We start from the raw sequence: 26,275 nt of genomic DNA, 5'->3' as shown, positions 1-26,275 counted from the left end.
TCTGGCGTCTTCACAAGATACCTGCGCATACTTTCAAAGAACTTCGAATCAGGCCTCAACGCCGTCTTCGTAGGCTGCGACGTTTCCGTCGTAGCGAGCCGCCCATTATAGCCGGCTTTTCCGCTTCGTCAACACCTCATTTCGAGGCGGTTGACGCTGCTGCTTCTGCGGCAAACCCGAAGGCCTTTCGTCGAAGCGAGCCGCCTATTATGTCAGGCTTTTCGTTTCCGTCAACACCTTTTTGAGAGGCTGTTGACGTCGCTTTGGGCGGGTGGTCACCGAAGTGGCCGGCGCCGTGCAGCGAGGAAGCGAATTCTAGACATCTTTGTGAAATGTGCAATCACTTTGTGTGCTTCTGCAGCAAAAGGCTTGCTGAGGCCAGACTCGGCAAGGTTTGGCCTGCTCATGCCAAGTTTTGGATCCGCCGCCGGGCGTTTTCTGGGTTCTTCCCTGTTTCCTGCCGCTTCTGTGTCCGGCCGAGCGTGCCTCTTGGTAATGGCCTTCTTCTCTATATAGGTGAAAGTGATGCGCCGGTACGAGAGGGGTCTGGTGTAACGCCATCCCCTCATCCGCCCCTTCCGGGGCACCTTCTCCCGCTCGCGGGAGAAGGAGTGGGTGCGGCGGCTCCTTCCGGCCGCTCTGGCGTAAGCGTGACGCTCTGCGGTTCCCTTGGATCGTTTGGGCATGGGGACGTTGTTCGGCCGTCTGTCCGCGACGTGAGCCACATGTCGCTGCCGTCGGCCACAATGCGGGTTGATCCGACCTTGCCTGCACGATGACCGACGCCACTGCACGTTCCTTCTTCAAAGACCTTTCGCTGCCGGCGGTGATTGCCGGCTTCATCACGGTATTGGTGGGCTTTGCCAGTTCGGCGGTGATCGTTTTCCAGGCAGCGCGGGCCGTAGGTGCCAACCAGGCGGAAATCGCTTCGTGGATGTGGGCACTTGGCATCGGCATGGGCGTGACCTGCATTGCATTGTCGCTGCGCTATCGGATGCCCGTGGTGACGGCGTGGTCTACGCCCGGTGCGGCGATGCTGGTGGTCGGCGCGGGTACGTTGCCGTTGTCCGATGCGATCGGTGCGTTCGTGCTGGCGGCCGTGTTGGCGGCGGTGGCCGGGTTCTCGGGCGTGTTCGAGCAGGCGATGCGGCGGATTCCGGTGTCGCTGGCCTCGGGCATGTTGGCCGGGGTGTTGCTGCGCTTCGGTTTGGATGTGTTTGTATCGGTCGGCACGCAGCCGTTGTTGGTGCTGACGATGTTCATCACCTATCTCCTCGGGCGGCGCCTGTTCCCGCGTTATGCGGTGATCGCGACCTTGCTGGTCGGCGTGGCAATTGCAGGGAGCAAAGGCCTGATGCACATGGACCAGATGCAGCTGCAGCTGGCACGGCCGGTATTCACCCTGCCGACGTTGTCGTGGGCGGCGGTGTTCGGTATTGCCCTGCCCCTTTTCATCGTGACCATGGCCTCGCAGAACGTTCCGGGGGTCGCGGTGCTGAAAGCATCCGGTTACGACGCGCCGGTGTCGCCGGTGGTGGGCTGGATCGGCACGGTCAATGCGGTGTTGGCACCGTTCGGCGGCTATGCCCTGAATCTGGCGGCGATCACCGCGGCGATCTGCATGGGCCGCGATGTGCATGAGGATCCGGCCAGGCGCTATACGGCGGCGGTGAGCGCCGGTGCGTTCTATCTTGTGGTCGGTCTGTTCGGCGCGACAGTGGCAGCGGTGTTCGCGGCATTCCCGAAGGAGCTGGTGGCGGCGTTGGCCGGCATCGCGCTGCTGGGCACGATCGGCAACAGCCTGGCGGTGGCGATGCGTGAGGAAGTGGAACGCGAACCGGCGCTGGTGACCTTCCTGGTGACCGCTTCGGGATTGTCGATGGCCGGGATAGGCTCGGCGTTCTGGGGATTGGTGGCCGGGGTGGTGACGCTGGTGGTTTTGCGACGGTGAGACACCGCGCAGGGCAAGACTTTGGGTGTCGCGTACCTGCTGATGCTGTTGCGCTGGCGCCAGGGCGTTAGAGAACCCACGAACTGCAGCCCTCACCCCAACCCCTCTCCCGCTTGCGGGAGAGGGGCTAAAGCAAGAGCTAAAGCGTTAGAGCGGCTTGACCTCGAAGACCTGCTTGAGGGTGTGGCGGCCGCCAGGCGCCAGCTCGATCACATCCGGACCGGCATTGGCCGCTTCCACGCACACATAGTTGCGCCAGGCTGCACCGATGTCGTCCATCTTCGCCGCGCCGGCTTCGCCTGCATTCCAGAGCACGGCGGTACGGCTGCCGGTGGTGGTGATGTCGATGGCGCGCTTGAAGCCAGGATCGCGCAGTACATAGTGGCCGCCCGCCTGGATGTAGAGGCGATCGCTGCGACCCGGATCACGCGGGTCGCGCAGGTTCCAGTCGCCTTTCTGCACATGGGTATTACCGTTGTCGAGCTTGTCCAGGTAGGTGAGCCCGTCCAGGCCGGTGACATCCACCTTCAAGGCGTCGCTGACATTGAAGTAGTTGTGCAGCGCCTGGGTGAAGCTGGTCGCTTGGCTGCCGGTGTTCTCGGTGATCAGCTCCTGCTCCAGCGTGCGGCCGATGCGCAGCAACATCTGCAGGCGCAGGCCGAGGTTCTCCATCGGCGGCGGCGCCAGGGTCAGCACGATGCTGCCATCGGCTTCGCGCTTGGCATCGCGCAATTGCCAGGCGACGGTGCGAACGAAGCCATGCGCGGGCACGTCATTGCCCTGCCCTTGCCGCGAGAAGTACGGCCAGCACACCGGTGCACCGCCACGGATGGGCGTCGGCGGCTGCTTGGCAGTGGGCGAAAGCCACATCACCTCCTGCCCGCCTTTGGGAATGAACGACAGCAGCTGGCCACCGAACACGCTGATCGCCGCGGTCGAGAACGGGGTTTCCACCTTCCAGGCGGTGAAGCCGTTGAAGTCGCCTGTGCTCAGGCCCTGCACATCCTTCATTGAAACGTTGCTCCGTACGATCGGTGATTGGACAAGTTGCTGGTAGCCGGCCGGTAGCCGGAACGCGGTGGGCTCGGCAGGTCTGGCGTCGCGCAGCGCCTGCAGGATGCGGGTGCCGGCGCGGCCATCGGCGTCCTTCCAGCCCAGCCGCTGCTGCTCGACCTGGATGGCGCGCCGGGTGGCGTTGCCGACCATGCCATCGGCGCTGCCGATGTCGTGGCCACGGGCCAGCAGCAGGGTCTGGAGTTCGCGGCGCTCGTCGCGACCAATGCCCGGGTCATCGGTTGGCCAGGCTGCAGCAAGGCCGTTGCCGCCGCGCAGACGATCGGCCAGGGTGGCGATGGCCAACGCATAACTCTCGGCGGCGTTATAGGAATAGATCGCGTCGTAGTTGCGGAACACCAGCAGTGCCGGGCCCTTGGCACCGGCTGGCAGCAGCAGTGCGGCGTTGGCATCGTCGGCGATGGCCGGCACCTGCAACGGCGTACCGTCGACCAGGGTGATGCCGAGCGTGCGCCAGTCAGCCAGTGGCTTGCGCTGGGTGCGGCCGGCAAGCGCAGCGTTGAAGCCTGCCGGGATACGGACTTCGACACCCCACGGCTGGCCCGTGCGCCAGCCGGACTGCTTGAGGTAGTTGGCAGTGGAAGCCAGTGCGTCGGGAATGCTGGCGACCAGATCACGGCGGCCGTCGCCGTCGCCATCCACCGCAATGCGTGCGTAGGTCGACGGCATGAACTGGGTGTGGCCGAAAGCGCCGGCCCAGGAACCGGTCAAGCCAGCGGGGTTGAGGTCGCCCTTGTCGATCAATTTGAGCAGGGCCAGCAACTCGCCCTTGAAGAACGGTTGCCGCCGGCCATTGCAGGACAGCGTGGCCAGTGACTGCAGCAGGGGACGTTTGCCGAACACGCGGCCGTAATCGCTCTCCACGCCCCATACCGCCACGATCGTGGCCGGGTCGACGCCGTATTGGGCGGACACCTGCTCAAGCAAGGCGCGGTGCTGGGCAAGACGGTTACGTCCATCGTTGATGCGCTGGCTGTCGACCAGCGCCGCGAGATAGTCCCAGAGCGGCGTGGTGAATTCCGGCTGCGCGTTGAGCAATGGCAACACGCTGAGATCGGGGGTGATGTCGGCGAAGAGCTGGTCGAAGCGTTCGGCACTGATGCTCTGGGCGGCGGCCGCGTTTTTCAGGCTGGTGCCGCAGGTGCCGAAATCCGTGGTGGCGGCGAAGCCGGGCGCGGCCAGTGTGATGCCGGCCAATATGGCGGCGACGCGCATCAGGTGGGTTGCTTTCATCCGCCGAGCTCCTTGCTGTGGGGGTTGATGATAAGCGGAGTGCGGGAGGTGGTTTTGCTTCGCGTCTGCGCCGGTGGGGGAACGCGGCGCAGATCAATGGCTGCCCTCTCCCGTGAACGTGAGAGGGGCTCAACGCAAGTACGACGGGAGCGGGATTGCCAGCTCAGGCTTCGCCTGCCGCGTCCAGGTAGTACCAGCGGCCGTCGATGCGCTGGAAGCGGCTGTGTTCGGTCATCTTGACCGCACTGCCGCCGCCGATGCGGTAACGGGCGACGAATTCGACTTCAGCGGTGTCTTCGCCAGTGGCGAGGTGCCGTTTCACGCTCAGGCCCAGCCAATGTGTGCGCTGACCGGGGGCATCGTCCAATGAGAGCGATTCGGGGCGGGTATCCGGATGCCAGCTGCTGCGCAGGTAGTCGGCGTCCTTGAGCACATAGGCGCTGTAACGCGAACGCATCAGGGATTCGGCATCCGGGGCCGCGAGGCCGGCGTGATAGCGGCCGCAGCAGGCGCCGTAGCCGAGGTCGCGGCCGCAGGGACACGCGGAAGTGGGAGATATCTGCATGTACGTATTCTCCCCCGATCCCGGCAAGGGCTCCAGCTGCGCTGCCGATGCCGGGCAAGGCGCGTATTCTGTCGCGCCCCGCGCTGGAATCACCATGCTGGAACTGCTGCCACCCGAGCTGCCCTGGTTGCTGGTGATCGCCTTCATCGCCGGGCTGGTGGATGCAGCGGTCGGTGGCGGTGGCCTGATCCAGCTGCCCGGCCTGTTCACCACACTGCCGCAACACACGCCGGCGGCTTTGCTCGGCACCAACAAGTTCAGCTCGGTGTTCGGCACCACCGCATCGGCATGGCGCTATGCGCGCTCGGTGCAGTTCCCGTGGCGGCCGGTGCTGCTGGCATCGGCGGCGGCGTTTGCCTGTTCGTTCCTGGGTGCGACGGCGGTGACGCTGTTGTCCAAGGATGCGGTGCGGCCGCTGGTGTTGACGCTGCTTATCGTGATGCTGGGCTACACGCTGGCCAAGAAGGACTTCGGCGCGCTGCACCGGCCACGTGAGATCGGCCGCAAAGAGTTGACCATCGCGTTGATCATGGGCGGCGTGATCGGCTTCTACGATGGCTTCTTTGGGCCCGGCACCGGCAGCTTCCTGATCTTTCTGTTCGTGCGTTTCTTTGGCCTGGACTTCCTGCGTGCCTCGGCCGCATCGAAGGTGGTGAACGTGGCCACCAACGTGGCAGCGCTGTCGTTCTTCGTGCCCAGCGGCAACGTGTTGCTGGCCATTGCCGTCCCCATGGCGATGGCCAACATCAGCGGCGCGGTGGTTGGCACGCGGATGGCACTGCGTGGCGGCACACCATTGATCCGGAAATTATTCCTGGCACTGGTGGTGGTACTGATCGCGCGTATGGCCTGGGATACCCTGGGCGCGGCATAACCGCGCAGCGCGTACGTGCCGGCGCCACGTGCCCGCCGTACCTCGGTGGCACACGATGAAAGCCATCACCGCGCCTCCTGCTCCCGGCGCGCTGCGTCGAGCCCGCGTACCGCGATCGCAGCGGATGCCGGAACCATTGGCCGTGATGCCGCGCGGGATCGGGTCGGATGGTGACGGAGACCAGCGAGCACCGCCTTCTGCAAGAAGCCAATGCGTCGCGCGTGAGCAACGTGATCCGCGCGCAGTGCACCGAGAGCGAACTCTTCCTCAGCCCGTGCGCATGGGCAGGCTGCTTGTCGGGTCGACATACGGCTGCTTGCGAGCACGCGACATGGGAGATCAGGCAGCAACTGCTGATTGATATTGACGCGTTGATGAAGAAGGTAACCGATTCATGTTGCTGTCTCCTGCAGTGTCCGCGTTTCAAGACATCTCCGCTTGCCGGTTTCTAACGAATTGCTTACAACCGCGAGGCACCCGCCCTTCCGGCGGGCAAGTAGTCCGGCATTCATAGGAGCTTCCCGATGACGTCGTTACCGCTACGCACGCACCGCCTCACGCTCGCCGTCCAGTTTTCCCTGTTGTGCCTGTTGCCCACCGTCGCTGCCGCGCAGGACGCACCCGGCAACAGTGCAAGAACCCTGGACACCGTCCAGGTCACCGGCAGCCGCATAAAAAAAGCGGAGCTGGAAACCCAGGTACCGGTGCAGGTACTCACCCGCGAAGCCATCGATCGCACCGGCTACACCTCGGTGGCGGATGTGGTGCAACACCTGACCGCCAGCGGCGCATCGCTCAGCACCAAACTCAACTCCAGCGGCAACTTCGGCTTCCCGCCCGATGGCGGCGGCGTGGGTGCTGGTGCGGCCACGGTGGATCTGCGTCACCTCGGGCCCAAACGCGTGCTGGTGCTGGTCGACGGCATCCGCTGGGTCAATGAATCGTCCGGCTCGGGCGTCGGCTCGTCGGTGGATCTGAACACCATTCCGTTGGCGCTGGTGGAGCGCATCGAGGTGCTGGAAGACGGCGCATCGTCGATTTACGGCTCCGATGCCATCGCCGGCGTGGTCAACATCATCACCAAGAAGAATGCCGACGGCGGCCACGTCGAAGTGCAGTACGGCGACTACAACCTCAAGGGCGGCGACACCACCAGTGTCGATATGAGCTTCGGCAAGAGCGGCGAGCGCGCGCAATGGATCGTCGGCGCGTCGTGGTTCAAGCAGAAGGAGGTTGCCTCGACCGAGTACAAGTGGGCCACCGTTCCGGTACCGGGTACCGGCCTGGCCAACGGCAGCTCGGCGACACCGCAGGGACGGCTGGTGTTCGCCGACCCCAGCGGCAAGACCTACAACATCACCTCCAACACCGGCGTCACCAGCCCGGTCTTCGACCCCGGCCAGGCCGCCTGCTCCAACGGCAACGTCGGCCCCCGAACCGATGACTACCACTGCTTCGGCACGCCGGACCGCTACAACTTCGCACCGAACAACCTGCTGCTGACGCCCAACGAGCGCAAATCGGTGTTCGGCCAGGTGCGCTTTGAGTTCACCCCGAACGTGAGCGGCTGGTTCCGCGGCATGTACAGCGAGCGCGAATCGGCCAACCAGGCTGCCCCGGAGCCGTTCTTCCTCGGCACCGATGCGGGCGTGTACAACGATTGGGCCGAGAAGAATCTGGTGATCTCGGCCAACAATCCGTACAACCCGTTCGGCTTCGACCTGACCACCATGGGCAGCAGCCCGAACCTGTTCCTGATTGGCCGACGGCCGGTGGAAGGCGGCCCACGCCGTTACGAGCAGGAGGTGAAGACCTGGTACGCGGCCGCGGGCCTGGATGGCACGTTCGAGGTCAACCAGCGCACCTGGAACTGGGACATCAATGCGATGACCAGTGAAAGCAAGGCCACCCAGACCAACACCGGCAGCTACAACATCAAGCACATCAACCAGGCACTGGGCGACCCTGCCGCGTGTGCCGCCATCGCCGGTTGCGTCCCGTTGAACATCTTCGGCGGGCCCGGCACCATCACCGCTGACATGCTGGCGTGGATCTCGCCGATCGTGCGTGACCGCAGCAAGAACACGCTGAGCCAGGCCTCGGCCAACATCACCGGTGAGTTGTTCGACATGTGGGCGGGTCCGCTGTCCTTTGCTGCCGGCGCCGAGTGGCGCCGCTACAAAGGTGAGTACCACCCCGACCCGATCACCGTGGCTGGCGAATACAACGGCGTGCCTTCGGGGGTCACCATCGGCAGCTATTCGGTGAAGGAAGCCTACGCCGAGTTCGACATCCCGCTGGCGCGTGGCGGCTTCTGGGGCAAGAGCCTGGACATGAGCATCGCCGGTCGCTACTCGGACTACTCTACCTTCGGCGGCACCGGCACCGGCAAGATCGGCCTGCGCTGGCAGCCGGCAGACGAACTGCTGCTGCGCATGTCATTCGCGCAGGGCTTCCGCGCACCGTCCATCGGTGAGTTGTACGGCACGCTGAGCCGCTTCGACGCAACGCTGGTGGATCCATGCAACAACGCTGCATCCACCACGCCAAAATGCGTGGCTGATGGCGTACCTCCGGGCTACGAGCAGGCCAACCCGCAGATCTCGGTGGTGACGGCTGGCAATCGTGAACTGGATCCGGAAGAAAGCCGCTCGTTCATGGCCGGCTTCGTGTGGAGCCCTGGCTGGGCGGCGGACAGCAATTGGGCGAGCAAGCTGGACCTGGGCGTGACCTTCTACCGACACACCATCGACGGTGCGATCCAGGCACCGGATGCGCAGTTGATCCTGGACCGCTGTATCGACACCCGCGACGCAGCCGCCTGCGCCAGCTATACCCGCAACGACCGTGGCCAGATCGTCCGCTTCGAGGACATCCTCGCCAACCTGGGCACCATCAACACCAGCGGCTGGGACTTCACCGCGCACTGGCTGTTGCCGGAAGCCGGTTGGGGCCAGCTCGGCTTTGACTGGAAGTCGACCTGGGTGTCGCGCTATGAGCTGATCAACGAATCCGGCCAGCCCGAACCCAAGGGCCCGGGCGTGGAGGTCAATGACAGCGCCATCCCGGAATGGACCTCGACGCTGACCACCAACTGGGATTTCCGCAACTGGAATGCGAACTGGACGATGCGCTACATCGACCGCCTGCGCGAACGCTGCGCTGGCGCCAATGGCTTCCCGATCTGTACCGACAGCGTTGCCGATCAACATTGGCTGGGTGCGACCACGTATCACGACGCGCAGGTGAGCTGGCGTACCGACGCGTGGATGAAAGGGGTCAAGGTCACGCTGGGCGTCAACAACGTGTTCGACAAGAACCCACCGATCTGCCTGAGCTGCACGCTCAACGGCTACGACCCGGGCACGTATGACCTGCCGGGGCGTTACAGCTACGCCAAGCTCAGCATGGATTTCTGAGCCGGGCGATGCAGGGATGCAGGAACGACAAAGGGAGCCGCGAGGCTCCCTTTATCCTGCGTGCTGATTGTTCTCTGCGTTGTCGGTGAACGTTTGGGTGCAGGGGCGGCATAAGCCGCGAAACTGATGACGATCCAACAACGGAAGGATCCGCCAACCAATCGCAGCTGCCCGATCCGATCGGTTTGACTGCAATGATGGAGGGCGCTGCTGGTGTTGCCATCACCGGCTTCGCGGCTGACGCCGCTCGTACAGCGGCCCGATGATCAGCGCAGGACCGCGCCTGCCAATGCCATCGTCAGCAGTGCCATCACCGGCAGCATCGACAGGCCGAAACCCAGACCACGGCTGGACGGTGCACTGATGTAGGCGCGCCAGTAAATGAAACGGCCGATCAGGTAGACCACGCCGATAGCCGCGACCCAGGTCGCCGGCCAGAAACGCGCGGCGACGAACAGCGCCGGCAGCAACGCGACCATCAACTCCAGCGTGTTCATCTGCACGCGATAGGCGCGCTCGAATCTCTCGTGGCCGGTGACCGCCGGTGCCTTCACGCCGTAGCGTCCGCGTGCGCGACCTACCTGGTAGATGAAGAACAGGTACTGCACCACGACCAGCATGGCGACGATTTCTACGTAATGCATGGATGGCTCCTGTTGAAGGGTGAATCGTAGCCCGGCAAGCCTGTTGTGTGCCTCGGCGCATGGGCTCAGTTGCCGCTCCGTGCCCTGGCCCTTGCGCCGGGGCATTCGATGGGCAGCGACCGGTGTCTCGTAAGCGGCCCCTCTCACCCCACAAGGGGAGAGGGGCATTCAAGCAAGCAGCGCTTTGAAATCACTTCTCGGTAGCAGCACGCTTCTTCGCAGCAGCCTTCTTCGGTGCCTTCTTTACCGGCGCCTCGATCACTTCGGCGTCAACCACTGCCGCCTCAGCCGCCTCGATGATCGCTTCGGCTTCCGGTGCGATGGCTTCCACCTGCGGCTCCTGCTTTGCCGCCTGCTCGGCATCATCCTGCGCGCGCGCAGCCGCACCGCGTGCACGGGCCGGCAGCTTCAGGCGGTTGGCTTCGTCGTCGTACTCGATCAACAGCACGCCCGAATCGTGGCGACCGCTGATCTCGACGAAGCAGGCACCACCGATGAACGGCTCCAGCGTCATCACCGACTTCAACGGGGTGGCCACCACCATCTGGAAACCGAAGTTCTCGAAGATGTTCATCGCCAGCGCGGTGAACTCGTTGTCGGCCTTGTCGAAGGCTTCGTCCAGCACCACGGCCGCGTAGCGCGGCAGCTCACCGTCTTCGCCACCCAACTGGTAGCGCAGTGCGGCGGCGAGGCAGGTGGTCGCCAGCTTCTGCCGCTGACCACCGGACTTGCCCGCGCCGCTGCGGTAGATCTCGACCTGCTCGCGGGTTTCGCCATCCAGCTCGACGCCGATGAACTCCACATGCAGACGCACGTCCAGCACCTGCTCGCGCCAGCGGCGCAGCTCCGGCTCCTGTGCACCCAGGCGCCGCACCAGGTCGCGCAACACGTTGAACTGGGTCTCGGCCAGCGAACGGTCTTCGGTCTGCTGATGGGTCAGCACCGCACGCAGCTGCAGCTGGAAATCCTGTACTTCCGGCAGGCGCCGGTCCGTCACGTCGATGGCCAGCACGGTGCCGCGGTTGAACGCCACCTGCTCCAGCGAGGCGTTGACCTCGTCCATGCGCTGCTTGATCGCCTTGTGCGCTTCAGCGGTGTGGCGCTGCAGGGCCAGCAGGTTGTTCTTGCTCTGCGTCTGCAGCAGGTCGAAGAAACGGCCTTCGTGACGCGGCAGTCCATCACTTTCCAGGCGCTGCAGACGCGCAAGGAAATCGTCGGCACTGCTCAGCGACACGGTGAAATCGCCGGAGTCCTCCGGCCATTGCTGGCAGTATTTGCGGAAGCAATCGAGCAGGTGCTGGGTGAGCTTGGCATCGCGGCTCTGGCTTTGCCCCAGCTCTTCGCCCAGACCCCGTTCGATCACACGGAAATGACTTTCCAGCGTGTCCAGGTTGAAGCCCGGCAATACCTGCAGGCGCTCACCAAGACCCTCGCGCTGCGCCTCGGTCAGCGGTGTGCTGGCGACACGGGCAGCACCGTTGTCACGTTGCTGCTCCAGGCGCACACGCTCGCGCGACAGCTGTGCGCGCTCCAGGCGTACGTCCTCGTAAGTGCGCTTGGCCTGGTCGCGCAGGCCGCGCGTCAATTCAATCTGCTGGCCGACACGCGCCAGCGCGTTGTCGCCTTCACGCAGGTCAGTGAGCTGCTCGTCGATATCGGTCAGGCGCTGCAGACGCGGGCCAAGATCGATTTCGTCCCAGTCGCGCTCCACCAGCACGCGCGCGGCCAGCTGCTTCTCCTGGCCGCTTTCGCGCTGCTTGCGCAGCATGGCGACGTCGGCTTCGCTGCGCGCGATGCGCTGCGCCAGCTCCTGCCCTTCGCGCTCGAACACGCGACGCTTGTCGCGGTTGTCGTGGCCCAGCATCCAACGCTTGCGGTCGTTGACCGCGTGGCGGTCATCCTTCTCGTAGCGATCGCCGGGGTGTTTGATCTGGCCTTCGCGGGTCAACGCGCGGTCTTCGCTGCGCAGCTGGCCGGCGTTGTCCACACAGGTGTAGTCGAAGCGACGCAGCAGTTCGTTGTAGACCCAATCACCGAAGGCGTGGTCACGCAGCTGCAGTTTGTGGATCAACGAGCGCTTTTCCGGCTCGCGCGCATGCAGCAGCTCGTTGTCGCGCACACGGAAGTACACCAGCTTGGTGCCAAGGTGCGTGCGGTTGGCCCATTCGGCAACCTGGCTGTGGTGCTTTTCATCCACCAGCAGCGACTGCGCGAAACCGTGCAGCACGCGCTCGATGGCACCGCGCCAACCGATCTGGTCCTCGCGCACCTGGACCAGTTCACCGACGAACGGCAGCACCGATTCCGGCAGACCGGTGTCGTCGCACAGGCGGGCGCGCATCTGCTGCAGCGGCGCCGGGATGGAGCTGGGCGTGGACTTCAACGATTCCAGTTCCACGCGCAATGCGGCGAAACGCTTTTCGTCTTCGCGACGCTCGGCCATGCGCTCGGCGATGGCGTCGTCCACGGTGCCGGCGCCATCGCGGCTGCCATCGATCAGCGAGCGTGCCTGTTCCACCTGCTCGGAGAACGCGGAGGCGGTATCGGCCAGCGCCATGCCCAACTGACGACAGGCGCTTTCCAGCTGTTTGCGGCGGCGCGCACGCTCTTCGACTTCACGTTCGACGCGGGTGCGTTCGCGCTCCAGCTCCTCGATACGCTCACCGCCCTGCTCGCGCTGCAGGCGTTCCAGTTCGACCAGCTTCTGTTCGTGGTTGTCCAGCGCCTGACGGCGTTGGCCCTCCTCACCCATCAGGCCACGGTCGATCACGTCCACTTCGCGCATGCGCTCGTTGACCAGCTCCAGCCGCGTTTCCTCGCGGTAGCCGTCGATGCCGATCTGCAGGTCGCGCAGGTTGGCCACGCCCTTGCGCAGCTCGGTCAGATCGTGATGGAACTCGCGCGCCGGGGTCAGCGTTTCCACCTGACGGCGTGCGGTGACCACGGCGTGGTGGGCGCCATCGAGTTCGGAGAAGTCCTCGACCAGACGATCAGCCGCTTCAAACGTGCGCGGCTCTTCCAGCATGAAGCCACGCAGGAAGGCGTTGAGGTCACCCAGGTTCTTGGCCGACTGCGTTTTGTGCAGCAGGCGCAGCGCCATGTCGTTGCCGATGCCGAGCAGGTGACGGAAGCGCTCGGCGTAACCGGCGAAGCTGTCGAAATGCGCAACGTCCTCGCTCAGACGCAGACGCAGCTTGCGCAGATCCAGATCGAAGCCTTCCAGCTCGGTCAGGTCGAAGCGACGCGGCACCACCATGTAGTGCTTGCGCACGTCATTGGCCGAGGTGCCGGAACCGTTGACCCAGAACATGCGCACGATGGACACCGCGTCGCCGCGGGCGTTGTGGTATTCCAGCGCCAATGCGGTCCAGGTGGCGCCCTTGCGCAGGTACTGGGTGGCGATTTCGCCGGACTCGCTGTCCTGCTGGTCGGCCCACGCACCACGCACGTACGAGACCAGCGAACGGTCGCGGCCGGAGCGCTCGGCTTCGCGCGCGGCGGCGTTGAAGTCGACGATGCTCGGCGGCGTCAGCAGCGCGCTCATGCCGTCGAGCAGGGTGGACTTGCCCGAGCCGGAGCGACCCACGAACAGGAAGCCACGCTCGGCGATCGGCACTTCGGTCAGGCCGGAGAACGTCCCCCAGTTGAGCACCTGCAGGCGGCGCATGCGGAACTGGTTTGCGCGGGCATCGCTGGCCGGGTCGTTGAACAACGCGGCAGCCGGGAGCAGGGTTTGGGTGGTCGTTTCCATGCGGCTCATCCTTCAACCGCCGCGCAGGGCGCGACGGTGGCAAACAAATTTGGGGCGACGCGCGGGCGCGTCATTCGTCGGCGTCGTCGCTGACGGCTTCAATGGCTTCAACAGCACCACCGTCGCGCAGCTGGCGATACGCATCGGCCAGCACCTGCACGTCTTCGGCGGAGAACAGCAGCTTCAATGCCGGCGAGATTTCATAGCGGTCTTCGCTGCCACGCAGCTTGGACAGCAATTGGTTCTCGCGCATCTTGGCGATGGCCGCGCTCACGCGCTTGCCGTAACCGGCCTGGTCGGTGGAGACGTTCTTCTGGTAGATACTCATCGCTTCGACCAGCTGCAACTCTTCCACCACCGCGCGTTCACCGCGGGTATCGGCCTCGGCCAGCTGCTGGCGCAGGAACAGCAACAACACCGACTCGATGAAGGTCAGCGGCGCGCTGCGTAGCAGCGTGGGCGAATCCACCTCGGCGGTATCGGCCTGGCGGGTGAAGGCGATGCCGCCGTCGCGGTCCAGTACCAGTTCCAGGAACAGCTCGCTCAGCAGGCTGCGCACGGCATCTTCATGCCGCAACAGGGCCGCCCATTGCGTGGGCTGGCGCTGCGCATCGACGCTGGGGCCGGCCAGCAACTGGCACAGCGCGCGCCGTGCTTCGGCCGGCAGGGTACCGGTGTCGCCCAGGAACAAGGCGCCGTTGGCCTTGGTTGCCGGCGGCGTTGCGACCGGCGCCGCGTTGGCTTCGGTTTCGGTTTCCAGTTCGGTCTCAGACCAGTTCATCGCGTCTTTCCTTGAGGAACCACACCAGCGGCACGCGTGCACGACGCACGTTGCCGTCACCGCCGGTCCATTCCACGGTTTCCAATTGATCGCGCACCACCATGCCGTGGCGGGTGCCGATGGAGAGATAGCCGATCACGCTGCCCAGGCCCTGCCGCGCTGGCCGCTCGCGCAGTACCTGCGCGATGGACAGCTGCGGGCGCGTGCCGAGCAGCATGAACAGGTTGTCCTTGAGCGTGCGCACGTCGATTTCCGACTGCGCGACCAGGTCGCCGACACTGTCGAGCGAAATCTCGGCCGCCTCGGCCATGAAGATGGAGGTTTCCACCTGATGGCTGCGCGGGTCGTGCAGACGCCATTGGCCGATGGAACGCACCCGCGCCGAGGACAGCGGCAGCACGAAGCCGGTGGCCGCCGTGGGCCGCACCTCATCGCGCAGCAGCAATGCCTGGCCCTGGGCCTGCTTGAGCAACTGGTTGAGGCGGCGCTGTTCCAGGTAGCCACGGCTTTGCACGAAACCGCGCAGGCTGCGTGCGAAATGCTGCATCACTTCATGCACCTGGCCGCCGCGTTCGAGCAGCGTGCTGGTGAAGTTGCGCAGGAAGTTGCGCTCGTTGCGGTCCAGCTTGCGGGTGAAGCCGCGGTTGAGCACGGTGTCCAGCGCGGCATCGAGTTCGGCACTGCGCTGCGGATCGTTGAGCAGGTCCCAGAAGCCCTGGAAACTGCGGCCGGCGTCGGATTCGCCAATCACATCGACGCCGTTGAACAGGCGGTCGAGCACGTCACCGCGCGCGCCTTCGTCGTCGATGATGCGTTCGCGGAAGCGGCGGTTGAGCTGTTCGAAGTCGTCACGCACGCGGCGGAAGTCTTCGGCCAGATCGTCGGCCAGGCGGATCACATCGCGGGTGCGTTCCAGCGCGCGCTTGCCGTCGAGCGTGGCCACCTTGCCGCTGGCGGCCTGGGCGATCTCGGCGTCGATGCGCTCGCGTTCGGCGCGCAATGCTGCCAGACGCGCTTCGGGATCGGCCTCGGTCTGCTGCGCCAGCTGCGAAAGCTGGTGCATGACCATGGCCAGCCGGCTTTCAGTGGCCAGGCTTGCGTTGTGCTCGACACCGGCAATGAAGCGGATGGCCTGCACCGCCTGCCGCGACAGCTCGTACTCCTCTTCGCTGGCGCCTTCCGGCAGACGCCGCTCCAACCAGCCCTGGGCCAGCCAGTAGGCGATGTAGGCCTGCGCGGTACGCGGCAGCTCCACGTCCAGCTCTTCGGCGTTGAGCGCGTCCAGCTGCTGCTGCAGGCGTTCGGCCAGGATGGAGCCCGGCACACGCCGGTCCGCCTCCAGCAACAGGCCCTGCAACAGGCCGATAAGGACGGGCGCGCGATCGGAGGCCAGCAGCTTCCACAGCGGCTGCTCGCGCAGGCGCTGATAGCCGGCAATGCGTTGGGGGTACTTCATCGAGCGCGCGCAGTTCCTTGGATTAACGGCGGGCTTGGCCGACTTCGATGAAACGCAGGAACTCGGCGCGAGTGCGTGCGTCGTCATGGAAGGTGCCGCGCATGCGCGAAGTGACCATGCTGACGCCACGCTTGTGGATGCCGCGGGTGGTCATGCACTCGTGCGCGCCTTCCACCACGATGCCAACGCCCAGTGGCTGCAGCACGTCCTGGATGACATCGGCGATCTGCGCGGTCATCTTTTCCTGCACCTGGAAGCGACGTGCATAGGCTTCGACCACACGGGCCAGCTTGGAGATGCCAACCACGCGGCCATTGGGGATATAGCCGACATGCACACGGCCGATGATCGGCGCCATGTGGTGCTCGCAATGGCTTTCATACTCGATGTCGCGCAGCACGATCATTTCGTCGTAGCCGGCCACTTCCTCGAAGGTGCGGGCCAGGTACTCGCGCGGGTCGTCGTTATAGCCCTTGAACCAATCGCCATAGGCCTCGGCTACCCGGCGCGGGGTGTCGAGCAGGCCTTCGCGGGTGGGATCTTCACCGGCCCAGCGCAGCAGGGTGCGCACGGCGTCTTCGGCCTGGGCTTGGGTGACGGACGGGTTCTTGGAATCGGCCATTACAGAACTGCGCTTGGATTACGGGGTGAACATGCTACCAGCCGGGTGCGTACAGGGGCATGGAGAGCGGCATTCATGGAAGTCGCGCCGGCTCCCATCGAACCCCATCCTCATGTTTTTCAAGGAGTTTCCCCAGCCACCGGGGACTCCTGCAGGGCCGTCCGGGTGTCACGCTCCAGGGCCTGCAACAGGCTGGGTTCGGTGAGCGTGGCGATATCGGCGACCCGCCAGCTGGCGCCGTCGCGCTGCAGGGTCAGGCGCAGGTCCAGCGGATGCTGTGGGTCTGGCGAAGCCAGGCTGGCGCGCAGCCGGCCATCCACCAGCGGATCGATAGTGACATCCAGGGTGCGCAGGTCCTGCGCGATGTCCTGGCAGTCGCAGAGCGGGTCGCCATCGAGATAGCCGACTTCGCCGTTGTACGCCTCACGGTTGGCCTGCAGGGCCGCCAACAGGGCCGGTGCGTAGACCTCCTCGTCGGGCAGGATCGCGTCCAGCCCCGCGTCGGGGTGATAGCCGGCGTAGAGGTGGGTGAGGAAGGCGCGTGCCGAGGTGATGTCGTCGGCGCCGGCGGTGCCCGCCATGGAAGCCGAGGCAACGGTCGGGGAACTGGCAGCAGGCTCCTGATGGCAGCCGGCAAGGGCCAAGACCAGGATCATCATCCCTGTGGTTTTCATACGCTTCCTTTCCGTGAGGGTGTTCGGTTTGTCATTTGTAGACCGGGTTCGGAACGAAGGGAACCTGAGGGCCTTCTTCTGCCGGCGGGAGGGGTGCGCTTCAGCGCTCAACCAACAGCCGTTGCGCCAACCCCGACCAGCGGCTGGCATGCCGTGCCAGCGCCGCTCCAATGACCTCGGCACTACCGGCGATATGCAGCCCGTGGCGGGCGCGGGTGATGCCGGTGTACAGCAGCTCACGACTGAGCACGCGGTTGTCGCGACGTGGCAACTGCAGCCACACCTGGTCGAACTCCGAGCCCTGGGCTTTATGCACGGTCATGGCGAATGCGCTTTCGTGCGCGGGCAAAGCGGCTGGATGGAAGGCGCGCGGGGTGGTTGGTTCGTCGCCGGGGAACCAGGCGGTGGTACCGCGACTGCCACCCTCACTCCCCGAAAAGGGACTCGCTTCGCTTCGCAGGCAGATGCCGATGTCACCGTTGAACAGGCGATGGCGATAGCTGTTCTCGGTGATGATCAGCAGCCGACCGTGGAAGTAACCCGGCCCGGTGCCACGCCGTGTGGTGCCAGCGAGCAGTTCTTCGATGCGGGCATTGAGCCCGCGTGCACCCTGCGGGCCTTCGCGTACGGCGGTAAGCAGACGGGTACGACCCGCCAGGGCCAGGGCCTCTGCCGGGCTGGCCGCAGTGGCCAGTGCTTCCCAGTACTGCTGCAGCGGCTCGCGCCATGCCTGCAGCGGGTCGACTTCATCCTCATGGAACTGCACGCCGGACAGATTGCCTTCGCGTAGCAGTGCCAGCGTTTCGGCGGCATCCCCTTGGCGCATCGCATTGGCCAGCGGGGCCAGTTGCAGGGCTTCGCTTTGGCGATAGCCGCGCTGCAGCTGCACGCGGGCGCCGGCGAACGGGTTGGGCTGCGTTTGGATGGCGGCAGCAGGCAGCGCGCCCAGCAGCGGTTGCAGCACGCGCGCATCGTCGACCGCAATGCGTTGGCCGTCACCGGCGGCACGCAGGATGGCGCTGAGCACGTCGCCGGCTTCCACCGACGGCAGCTGGTCCGGATCACCCAGCAGCACCAGACGAGTACCCTCGGCGATGGCTTCGACCAGCTTGGTCATCAGCGGCAGGTCGATCATCGAGGCTTCGTCCACCACCACCACGTCGTAGGGCAGCGGATTGTCGGCGTGATGACGGAAACGCGGCGAGTCCGGAATCACACCCAACAGGCGATGCAGCGTGGTGCCGGTACTCGGCAGCTGTTCGCACAAGGCGGCATCGATGCCGGTGGCGGGCAGTTGCTGCACGGCGTTGCGCAGACTTTCGGCCATGCGCTCGGCGGCGCGACCGGTGGGTGCGGCCAGGGCGACGCGCGGCGCGGGTCTGCCTTCGGCCTGGGCCTGCGCGGCGAGCAGCACCAGCAGACGGGTGATGGTGGTGGTTTTGCCGGTGCCGGGGCCGCCGGTGACCAGCAGCAGGTTGTGGCGCAGGGCGACGGCGGCGGCGTGGGCCTGGTGGTCCAGCGCCCGACCCTCACCCGCCCTGCGGGCACCTTCTCCCGGGGGGACAAGGAAGGAATCGAGGTTGGCTGCACGGCGGCTGCCCCCTCCCCTCTCGGGAGAGGGCTGGGGTGAGGGTGCGTCGAACAGATCGGCCTGCTGGACGACGGACGCCCCCTGCCCCGGAAACAAGCGCGCAAACACCCCCGCCAAGCCGGCAACATCACCGTCCTCAACCGACGCCTGCCCAATCCGCTGCAGGCCCAGTGCCAGGCGACGCTCGTACTCGCGGTAGCGGCGCAGATACAGCAGCCCGTTCTCCCAGACCAGCGGCGACTGCTCCGATTCCACCGTGTTATCCACAGCCGTGGATATCCAGCGCGACGCGGCCAACTGTGCCTTCCATTCCTCTGGTATCGGCCAGGTCAGCCCTGCATCCACCAGTCGCTGCGGTTGGGCCGGATCAAAGCCCGCATGCCCTTGCGATACCGCCAACGAGGCCAATGCAGCTGCGGTCAGCACCTCATCCGGTGTCGCCACATCCAGCCGACGCAGGCTCTGCGCGAATGCGTGGTCCAGCGCGCGCAGCGCACCGGCCTTGTTCAATGCAGCCAACAGGCTCATGCCCTGCCCTCCAGACGCGCCAACAGGGCCGCATGGCCTTGCTGGCCGCCCGCAAATAGTTCATCCACCGCATGCACCAGCTCCGGCGCGAAGCTGTGCGCGTACAGGCCCGGTGACACCGGCCGGCTGGCATCCAGGCCACGGCAGAACAGATAGCGGATGCCGCCGAAATCACGCGCGTAGTCGTAACCGGCGCCGATGCGGAAGCGCAGCCAGCGGTGCAGCGCCACGGTGTAGATCAGCGCCTGCAGGTCGTATTCGCTGTGGCGCATGGCCGCTTCCAACTGAGCGGGCGCGTAGTCCGGTAGTCGGTTGGATTTGTAATCGAGCACGTACCAGCGGCCGTCGCGGACGTAGGTAAGGTCGATCTTGCCGGTCATCAGCCCTTCCAGCTGACGACGCAGGCCGAAACCGTGGCGCCCGCGCACCACGCCATGTGCGTGCAGCACCCGCAGCAGCGCCGGCACCGTGGTCGGCTGCATGGCGAAATGGAATTCGATTTCCGCGCGGCGCTCACCTGCGTCCAGCGAATGCAGGGCGCCGCCTTCGGGCAGGGTGACGGTGAGGGTCTGGCCGATCAGGCCGGTGAGCAGCATCACGCCGTCGTCGATGTCTTCTTCCACATAGCCATCGCTGCGCAGTGTCCTGGCGATGATCTCGGCCTGCCCTTCGGGCGCGGCGTCACCGGCGTGCCAATCGCGCCACACGCCGAAGTCGACGTTCTCCAGCGCGGCATGCAGCACATTGCCGAAGCGGCTGCCGGCAAAGCGTGGATCGAACACCTCCGGCTGCACGTCCGCTGCCGGTTCGGCTTCCACGTCCACCTGCACCGGTTCATCGGCCGCACCGCCGCTGTCCTCGGTGGCTGCCGCCGAGGTGTCGTGCCCGCCTTCGGCATGTGCCAGCTGGGTGAAGCTGTACACCCACCAGTCGTGCGGCACCACGCGGCGCACCGCACGCACGGCCGGCAATGCCTGCTCGCGTTCGGCGGGCAGGCGCGGCGGCAGCGCTTCCGGGCCGCCGTCAACGATGTGGATATCTGCATGCGCGGCCAGCGCATCCAGATCGCGCAGCATCGGCCCGAGTCGTGACGACGCGAGCCCGGTCAGTGCACCGCCACTTATCCACAGCGCATGCTCGGCACGGGTCAGGCCGACGTAGAGCAGGCGTGCGGTTTCGGCCTCGTCCTCGGCGTTGACCTGCTGGCCGATGGCCTTCCAGTCCGCGTCGTCCTTGTCGATCTTCCAATGCAGCACGCGCTGCTCGCCGTCATGCACGGTGCGGTGGTTGGAAGCATCCGGCGCGTTGGTGGCAATGCCGACAAACGGCAGGTACACCAGCGGATACTCCAGCCCCTTGCTCTTGTGCAGGGTGATGATCTGCACCCGACGCGCGTCCGATTCCAGCCGCAGCAGCTGCGCTTCGTCGCCTTCATCGGCGTGGGCGATCTGGGTCTGCAGCCAATCCAGCAGCCCATGCAGGCCGATGCTGCGGTTGCTGGCCTCCTGCAGTTGTTCGGCCAGCTGCAGGTAGTTGGTCAGGCGGCGCTCGCCATCGACCAGCGCCAGCAGGCGCTCGGCCTGTTCGGCGCACAGGTCCGACAACAGCGCGAACACGCCGCCGCGCTGCCAGCGCTCGCGCCACTGCAGCAGACGCTCCTGATGCGCGCGCTGGCGATCGCCTTCGTGTTCCATCGCCGCGATGGCCGCCGCGCTTTCGCCCAACAACACCGTGGACAGCGCCGCACGCAGGCGGCCTTCATCGGCCGGTTGCAGCAATGCCAGCAACAACAACCGCACGTCATGCGCCTCGCTGCTGGCGAACAGGCTCTGCTTGCCCGCCGCCACCGCCGGAATGCCAACCGCAGCCAGGGTCTGCTGGATGCGCGCCGCTTCCTTGTGCGAACGCACCAGCACCGCGATGTCACCGGGCTGCACCGGCTTGCCATCGACCCGCGCATGACCTTCGCGCGATGCCAGCAGCACCCTGTGGATATCCGTGACGCAGGCCAGCGTGGCCGCATCGCGCGATGCGTCGGCCTTCAACGGCCTGCCGTCGGCATCGCCTTGAATCAGGCACACGGTCAGTGCGGGCGCGACGGCGCCATCGAGCAGATAGTCGTCATCACCACGCTTGCTGCCCGGCAGCACCGGTTCGAACCGGATGCGTTCGTCGAGGAAGGCGCTGCTGCCGGCGTTGTCGTACAACGCCTGCAGGGCACGCAGCACGCCCGGGCGCGAACGGAAGTTGCGGTCCAGCGGCGGTGCCGCCTCGGCCAGGGCCTTGGCCTGCAGGTAGGTGTGCACGTCGCCGCCACGGAAGCCATAAATGGCCTGCTTGGGGTCGCCGATCAGGAACAGCGCGGCATCGTCGCCACCATCGGCTGCGAACACGCGGCGGAAGATGTCCCACTGGCGCGGGTCGGTGTCCTGGAATTCGTCCACCAGCGCGAAGCGGTACTGCGCGCGCAGGCGCTCGGCCAGCAGCGCGCCGTGTTCGCCCTGCAGGGCGTTGGCGACGTTGTCGATCAGGTCGTCGTAGGTCTGCACGCGGCGCTGCTGCTTGAGCTGGGCCAGGCGCTGCCGCACTTCGCCACGCAGTTGGTGCAACAGCAGGATGGATTGCTGCCGTTGCCACAGCATCACCTGCACGCAGGCCTGCATGAAATCAGCGATCAGCGGCTGCAACGGTGACTGCGGCGTGGTCTTGCCCTTGTTGGTCTTGGCGGTGAGCGCCTCCAGCGTGAGCCGCTCCAGCCGTTCGTCCAGTTCGGCAGTCGGATCGGGATGGCGGCTCCACTGCAGCAGTTGCTGGAACAGCGTTTCGATCCATTCGCTCTTGTAGCTGGACTTGTTGAGCACGCCCGCTTCCAGCGCACCCCGCAGCTGCTGCAGATAGCCCTCACCATGTTCGGCAATGCCGGCAGCAAGACGTTTTGCAGCGGCGTCACGGAACGGACGGGGGTCTTCGATCAAGGTGACTGGCGGTTGCGGCAGCAACGGCAGCTCGGCGGTCAATGCCGGCAGATCCCTGGCCAGCGCATCGGGACTTTTCCACAGGCCCAGCAGCGCCTCGAGATTGCCACCCTGCCCGGCATGCAGCCGCCACAGGTCCGCGGCCAGCTCGGCATGCAGTTCGCGGGTGTTGGCCAGCAGCTCGGGCGCGGCGAAGGTATGCCCGCTTTCCAGTGCGTATTCGCCCAGCACCCGGGTGCAGAAGCCGTGGATGGTGAAGATCGCGGCAAGGTCGGTTTCCTCGGCCGCCACACGCAGCCGCCGGCCCAACTGGACCTCGGTTTCACCGCCCTGCTGCAGGTGGCGCTGCAGGATGCTGTGGGTAAGTGCGGTTTCCGGGCTGTCGGTAGCGTCCGCTTCCACGCCCACCAGTCGCGCCGCCAGATCCAGCCGCTCGCGGATGCGCTTGCGCAGCTCCTGGGTAGCGGCGTCGGTGAAGGTCACCGCCAGGATCTGGCCCATGCGCAGCCCCTGCTCCACCACCAAGCGGGTGAACAAGGTCGCCAGGGTGAAGGTCTTGCCGGTACCGGCACTGGCTTCGATCAGCCGCAGGCCATCCAGCGGAAGGTCCAGATAAGGATCGTGCGAAGCGTGGTTCATGCCGCGTCCCCGCCATCATGGCCATCGGATTCGACCGGCACTTTTCCCTCGCGCAGCGCTGAAAATATCAACAGGCTGTTGTGGATAAACCTGTGTGCAGTGTTTTCACTGGCGAACGGATCGAGCCCGCGCAAGGCCAATTGCAGCGCTTCGCCGTTGCGCTCGCCCCAGCTGTAATCGCCGCCGTACCAGCGCGCGTGCGCGGCTTTTTCGCGGCCATCGGCATCACTGTTGTAGATGTCCCAGCCGGTGTAAGGCGCAAACAGAAGCGGCTTCTGGAATCCTTCCGAACGTAGATGCAGCAATGCTTTCAAGGCAGTTTTCGCCCGTTCCTGCGGCAATGCCGGCAGTGTGTGTGGGCCATGCCCGGCCTGCCCGCCGTCATGGAACTGCAACAGCGGCAATGCGGCACCGGCGGCATTGACCAGCAGCCAATCCAGCCCTCCGCGCACCGCATAAGCCACCCCTGCGGGACCAGCGTGCAGGCGTACCAGCCCCTGTGGATGAATTTGATCGACACGCCCGTGCAGGCGGATTCCATCGAGCTGAACTTCGTACAGTTCTGATTGCAGTGACTGCCCGTCATCCCACTGCAGATACGCTTCGGCGCAGGGCCGGACACGCTCCAGCAGCCGCGTGAACTGCTGCCGGCCCAACGCACCGGAAGGCAGCAGCGCGCGTGCGCGCAGCCGTTCGTAAAGGCCCTGCTCGCGGCCTTCCAGCAGCGCGCTCAGCACATGCTGCTGCAGGGCCGAGTGCTCACGGCCCCCGCCGGGCAGCACCAACGGCTCGATGTCGTCACTGCTGTCGATATCACCGGCCAGCCGCAGGCCCAGGCGTTGGCCGAGGAACTGGCCCGCCGGATCGGACAGGAAGCGACGCAGTGCATCCAGCGACAGCCGCTCTTCGTTGAGGGCTTCCGGCAGCGATGCCTGCAACGGGCCGCTGAACCACGGTGCCAGCGGCCGGCGATCCCCGCCAACCGCGCCCGCCGCCGGGTACCACTGCCGGCGATAGCTGAAACGACGCGGCTCGGCGACATCCCCAAACGCCGCCGGTGCGAACGGCTGCAGCGGGTGGCGCACCACCAGTTGCTTGCGTACGGCGGCCGGTTCGTCGTGATATGCCGACGCCGCATCCACCAGTTCGCTGACCAGCACCGAGGGCTCTCGCACGCTGCCATCGCGCGCATCGGCGCCGAGGTAGCTCAGGTAGAACACTTCCTGCGCCGAGGCGAACAGCTGCAGGAACAGGAAACGGTCGTCCTCGCGCAGCGAGCGGTCACCGTGGCGGCGGCGTTGCGTGCCGAGTTCGGCGGTGAGGCGGCTCAGGCCGGCAGCCGGGTCGCGACGTGGGAAATCACCGTCATTCAAGCCCAGCACGCAGATCACCCGGAACGGCAGCAGCCGCATCGGCACCATCCGGCCGAAGCTGATGCCGCCGGTCAGCAGCGGCGCACGGGTATCGGCCTCGGACAGCACCGAAGCGAAGTGCGCACGCACCACCTCGGCCGGCACCGGGGCATCGAAGCCGGCCTTGCCAGCCTCGTCGGCGAATTCGTTGATGAGCTTGCGCAGGCGATCCAGCGCGCGCTGCGCGGAGGGCTCGGTGGGCGTTTCCGGCAGCAGCGCCAGCAGCAGACCGAGCAGGCGCTCGCGCCATTGCGCGGGCGTGAGTGCGTCGGCCAGCGTCTTCTGGTGCCTGGCCAGCACGCGCAACAGGCGGATCAGCGCATCCAGCGCGGCCAGGGCGCCGCCTTCCAGTTCCGGCCACGGCGCCACGCCGCCAATGTCCTCGTCGCTGCCGCTGGCATGGCCGAGCAGCAGGCGATCCAGTGCGAACTGCCAGGTATAGGCGTCATCCAGCGGCGCTTGATGCTGCTCCCGGTGCATTGCGTCCAGGCCCCAGCGCACACCCGCCGCCTGCAACCAGCCATGCAGACGCTCGAACGCGGCCGCGTCCAGCCCGGCCGCGCTGGCCAACGGCGCGCTGGCGAGCAGATCGAGGATTTCATTGAGGCCAAACCGTGACACCGGCAGGCCCAGCAGCTGCACGAAGACCTCTGCCAGCGGCTCGCCCTGCAGCGGGCTGGCGTCGGCCAGCGCCCACGGGATGTGCTCGTCACTGCCACCACGGCCACCGAACACCGATTCCAGATAAGGCACGTAGGGATCGATGTCCGGCGCCAGCACCGCGATCTCGCGTGGCTGCAGCGGCGGATCGAAACGCGGGTCTTCCAGCAGCGCGCGCAGTTGGTCATGCAGCACCTGCATTTCGCGCAGGCGCGTGTGGCAGGCGTGGATCTGGATGCTGGGGTCGTCCAGCCGCAGTGCCGGCCGCAACGGCGAGGGCAGCGCGCGACGATGGAACAGGTCGGCCTGCAACCGGTGCAACAGGCTGTCACCCAGGCCGTGCTGGTCCAGGCCGGGGCCGGCATGCTCCTCCGGGTCCACGTAGGCGGCGATTTCGCCGGTCGGGTGCACCACTTCGTAGCTGCCCAGCACCGCCATGAAATCACGCCCGGCCGCGCCCCAGGCCTGCAGCAGCGGGTTCTCGCCTGCTTCCATGCCGAACGGATCGTCAACGCCGCTGCGCAGCTTCTCGCTCAGGGTCTGCAGGTCGCCCCAGTACGCGCGGGTGGGCGTGGGCATGTAGAAGTGCAGCGTGCCGACCCGCGCCTGGGTGGCGATCACCCGCAGCACGTCGGGCGAGACATTGAGCGTGGCGAAGGCAAACAACCGGCCTGGCAAACCCTGTGGCAGCGGCTGGTGTTCGCCTTCGAAGCGCGCCAGGTATTCGTTGATGCGGCGGGCACGGTACTGCTGGCCACCTGCAATATGTCGCCACAGGATCGCCTGCGGGTCGTCCGGCTCGGCGCCATCCTCCCAGCGCAGCAGCCAGTCACGGCGCCACGCCTGGTATTTCTCGAACACCCCACCCAACTCGGCCGCCAGCGCCCACGGGCGCAGCGGATCACCGCGGTCCAGATAGGCCTTAAGCCCGGCCATCGCCGGGCGACGCATCAACTGCGTGTCGGTCAATGCCGCATACAAGCGCCAATGCAGGCCGATGGCGCCCAGGTCATCCCGCTCGCCATTGATGTTGGCCTTGAGCGCCCGCGCCACGAACTCACCGGGGGTGAGGAACTCCAGGTTGGCGGCAATGCCGTATTCGGCCGCCAGCGTGGACTGCAGCCAACGCCGCATCGCCACCTGCGGGATCAGCACCGTATCGGCCGCCAGCAGCGGCTGCCCGGGCGCAGGCTCGCGCAATGCATGGGCCAGCAGCGAGGCCAGCACGTCGAGCGAATTGGAGTGATAGAGGCGGAAGTCGGGCACGGCTGTCATCGCACCATCTTGCCGTAGCCGCATCGCATCCGACGAGACATGAATGCGTCTATCCAGACGGCATCGGCGCGCACTGGACCTCGTTACCGGCCAGACAGTGTGTTTCGGCTGTCGTGTACCCGACCACATCCCCTTGCGGTGAGGGGATGCG

At 65.9% G+C, this 26,275-nt stretch carries 14 protein-coding genes; 3 read left to right on the top strand and 11 right to left on the bottom strand.

The window, feature by feature from the left end; translation table 11 throughout:
- Nucleotides 1–775 precede the first annotated feature (775 nt).
- Nucleotides 776–1,951 (top strand): benzoate/H(+) symporter BenE family transporter, encoded by a 1,176-nt coding sequence (locus ABB26_RS17600; RefSeq protein ID WP_057636012.1) that lies wholly within the window; start codon nucleotides 776–778, stop codon nucleotides 1,949–1,951.
- A 147-nt stretch (nucleotides 1,952–2,098) separates the two neighbouring features.
- Here the strand turns inward: ABB26_RS17600 and ABB26_RS17595 are convergent, their stop codons facing one another.
- Together ABB26_RS17595 and ABB26_RS17590 are read right to left on the bottom strand one after the other, a co-directional pair.
- On the bottom strand, nucleotides 2,099–4,240 hold the full coding sequence (locus ABB26_RS17595; protein WP_057636017.1) for a lytic murein transglycosylase: 2,142 nt from the start codon (nucleotides 4,238–4,240) through the stop codon (nucleotides 2,099–2,101).
- A gap of 181 nt (nucleotides 4,241–4,421) precedes the next feature.
- A complete protein-coding gene (locus ABB26_RS17590) occupies nucleotides 4,422–4,823 on the bottom strand; it encodes a YchJ family metal-binding protein (RefSeq protein WP_057636011.1) in 402 nt (133 codons plus the stop codon).
- Between the two features lie 94 nt (nucleotides 4,824–4,917).
- Between ABB26_RS17590 and ABB26_RS17585 the strand changes: the two genes are divergently transcribed.
- Both ABB26_RS17585 and ABB26_RS17575 read left to right on the top strand, forming a co-directional pair.
- Nucleotides 4,918–5,697, top strand: coding sequence for a sulfite exporter TauE/SafE family protein (locus ABB26_RS17585; protein ID WP_057636010.1), 780 nt, complete (start codon nucleotides 4,918–4,920; stop codon nucleotides 5,695–5,697).
- A 524-nt stretch (nucleotides 5,698–6,221) separates the two neighbouring features.
- A complete protein-coding gene (locus tag ABB26_RS17575) occupies nucleotides 6,222–9,116 on the top strand; it encodes a TonB-dependent receptor plug domain-containing protein (RefSeq protein WP_057636008.1) in 2,895 nt (964 codons plus the stop codon).
- A 266-nt stretch (nucleotides 9,117–9,382) separates the two neighbouring features.
- Here ABB26_RS17575 and ABB26_RS17570 read toward each other — a convergent pair whose 3' ends face one another.
- From ABB26_RS17570 to recC, 9 genes are all read right to left on the bottom strand, one after another.
- Nucleotides 9,383–9,760 (bottom strand): MAPEG family protein, encoded by a 378-nt coding sequence (locus tag ABB26_RS17570; RefSeq protein WP_057636007.1) that lies wholly within the window; start codon nucleotides 9,758–9,760, stop codon nucleotides 9,383–9,385.
- A gap of 190 nt (nucleotides 9,761–9,950) precedes the next feature.
- A complete protein-coding gene (locus ABB26_RS17565; RefSeq protein WP_425477275.1) occupies nucleotides 9,951–13,427 on the bottom strand; it encodes an ATP-binding protein in 3,477 nt (1,158 codons plus the stop codon).
- A 154-nt stretch (nucleotides 13,428–13,581) separates the two neighbouring features.
- Complete coding sequence (locus ABB26_RS17560; RefSeq protein WP_057636006.1) at nucleotides 13,582–14,292, bottom strand: DUF4194 domain-containing protein; 711 nt, start codon at nucleotides 14,290–14,292, stop codon at nucleotides 13,582–13,584.
- Nucleotides 14,279–15,748, bottom strand: a complete 1,470-nt coding sequence (locus ABB26_RS17555; protein ID WP_057636005.1) for a DUF3375 domain-containing protein — start codon at nucleotides 15,746–15,748, stop codon at nucleotides 14,279–14,281. The genes ABB26_RS17560 and ABB26_RS17555 overlap by 14 nt, the downstream gene beginning before the upstream one ends.
- A gap of 22 nt (nucleotides 15,749–15,770) precedes the next feature.
- The gene (gene folE, locus ABB26_RS17550) at nucleotides 15,771–16,370 is read right to left on the bottom strand and encodes a GTP cyclohydrolase I FolE (RefSeq protein ID WP_057636004.1); all 600 of its coding nucleotides are present in this window, start codon (nucleotides 16,368–16,370) and stop codon (nucleotides 15,771–15,773) included.
- A 119-nt stretch (nucleotides 16,371–16,489) separates the two neighbouring features.
- Nucleotides 16,490–17,044 (bottom strand): DUF3828 domain-containing protein, encoded by a 555-nt coding sequence (locus ABB26_RS17545; RefSeq protein WP_161809072.1) that lies wholly within the window; start codon nucleotides 17,042–17,044, stop codon nucleotides 16,490–16,492.
- Between the two features lie 100 nt (nucleotides 17,045–17,144).
- On the bottom strand, nucleotides 17,145–19,163 hold the full coding sequence (recD, locus tag ABB26_RS17540) for an exodeoxyribonuclease V subunit alpha (RefSeq protein WP_057636002.1): 2,019 nt from the start codon (nucleotides 19,161–19,163) through the stop codon (nucleotides 17,145–17,147).
- A complete protein-coding gene (gene recB, locus ABB26_RS17535; protein ID WP_057636001.1) occupies nucleotides 19,160–22,777 on the bottom strand; it encodes an exodeoxyribonuclease V subunit beta in 3,618 nt (1,205 codons plus the stop codon). The genes recD and recB overlap by 4 nt, the downstream gene beginning before the upstream one ends.
- On the bottom strand, nucleotides 22,774–26,124 hold the full coding sequence (gene recC, locus ABB26_RS17530) for an exodeoxyribonuclease V subunit gamma (protein WP_057636016.1): 3,351 nt from the start codon (nucleotides 26,122–26,124) through the stop codon (nucleotides 22,774–22,776). Before recC ends, recB begins: the two co-directional genes overlap by 4 nt.
- Nucleotides 26,125–26,275: the final 151 nt, after the last annotated feature.

It is taken from the genome of Stenotrophomonas humi (genome assembly GCF_001431415.1).
GTDB lineage: Bacteria > Pseudomonadota > Gammaproteobacteria > Xanthomonadales > Xanthomonadaceae > Stenotrophomonas > Stenotrophomonas humi.
Note: the sequence above shows the minus strand (reverse complement) of the source record. Positions and strands in the feature narration are given on the sequence as shown.